General features: G+C 28.0%; 2 protein-coding genes. Both read right to left on the bottom strand.

Annotated elements, in window-relative coordinates:
* Nucleotides 1-1139: non-ribosomal peptide synthetase (locus GBH70_RS17915; protein ID WP_151682008.1), on the bottom strand; the 1139-nt coding region annotated here is incomplete at its 3' end.
* A gap of 36 nt (nt 1140-1175) precedes the next feature.
* The coding region (locus GBH70_RS16345) for an AMP-binding protein (RefSeq protein WP_151682007.1) at nt 1176-1652 on the bottom strand (477 nt) is incomplete at its 5' end.

The following is a 1652-nucleotide window of genomic DNA, read 5'->3' as shown; positions in this document are numbered from 1 at the left end:
TTAAAATCATGTTTATCATATTCAACAAAATAAAGATTTGTTTCAATTTTAGAAATTACTGACCTTAGAAGCTCATTATTATTAATTAAATCAGTAAATGACTTTCGTAAATTTAACTCGTGCTCGGCATCATTTATATCTATCGTAAAAGATAGGATTGATTCAAAACCATTTGCATAATAATTATCCTGATACCTGTAACATTTATATCGATCCTTTTCCTTTAAACTATGTTTAATTAACTTTAAATATTTTTCGTATTGATTTAATGTATCTTTAATCAATTGTTTTTCAAAATCTCCTATTTTTTTCGCATATTCTTGTTGATTATTTATTTCAGTTTTGGACATATAACTATTATTTTTAATCCAATCAGTGATATCAAAAATAGTAGAATTACTATAAATAAAATTGTCTTCTAGACTTACTCCATAAGATCTTTCGAGCATAACAGTAGCAGAAATTGCACTTAGAGAATCTCCTCCCAAATCATAAAAAAAGTCACTATGATCGTCTATTAATTCACCATCTATATTTAATACTTCAGCAAATATACTTCGCACCTTGCTCTTTATTTTTTCTTCATTCTTCTTAACACTGTTAATATTTCGTTCGGTACGATCACACATTTCTAATAATTTTTTAGTATCCATTTTTCCATTTTGTGTAAACGGGAACTCATCAACCCTAATATATATTGATGGAATCATATATTGTGGTAATACTTCTTTAATACTCTCTTTTATGAACTTTCTATCTATATCCGTTCTATTTTTGGTGCGGTAAAAGCAGTAAAGCTTTCTTTGATTATAAAGGACCTTGGCCATCTCTATATCATTTATTGTATTAATTATTTGCGTTTCAATTTCCCCTAATTCAACTCGAATACCATTTATTTGTATTTGGTTATCTATTCTCCCTAAATAAATCAAATTTCCATCTTCTCGAAAATATCCAATATCTCCAGTTCTATAGTACTTTTCATTATTTAAACAAACAAATTTTTCAGCAGTTAATTTATGATTATTTACATATTCTTTTGCAACACCATTACCACCAATTAATATTTCACCAACCTGATAATTATCGATTTGAGTTGATTGGATCGATTGATCAATATATATTTTAGCGTTATCCAACGCTTTACCAATTGGAACTTTGGTCTTATACCTTTCTTATTTATTTATTTCATAATATGTCGCATAAACAGTAGCTTCCGTTGGTCCATACAAATTAAAAGTCTTGGCTGATTTAAAAATACTATTTAATTTATTTGCAAGTTCAGGTATAAGTTCTTCTCCGGCAATCATTATATATTTTAACGTTTTATCCATCATTTCAAGATATTCATAACGGCAAGTGCTTAAGATCATATTTAGTATCGATGGAGATAGGGCTAAATGTGTAATATTATTATCAATAACCATCTTTGGCAATTCAGTTAATGCTTTAGAAGAGACTTTTGAAGATACGTATAAACTACCTCCTCCATATATCCAGCCAAATATCTCTGTAATAGAGACATCAAATGTATATGGAGTTGTTAGAATATACTTATCTCCTCTATTACAAGGAAAATACTTATTCATATTTGTTAATATATATCTCAGATTATCTTGTGTTACTAGAACACCTTTTGGAGCTCCAGTACT

Origin of the sequence: Weizmannia acidilactici (assembly GCF_008974225.1) — a bacterium.
Lineage (GTDB): Bacteria > Bacillota > Bacilli > Bacillales > Bacillaceae_C > Weizmannia > Weizmannia acidilactici.
Note: the sequence above shows the minus strand (reverse complement) of the source record. Positions and strands in the feature narration are given on the sequence as shown.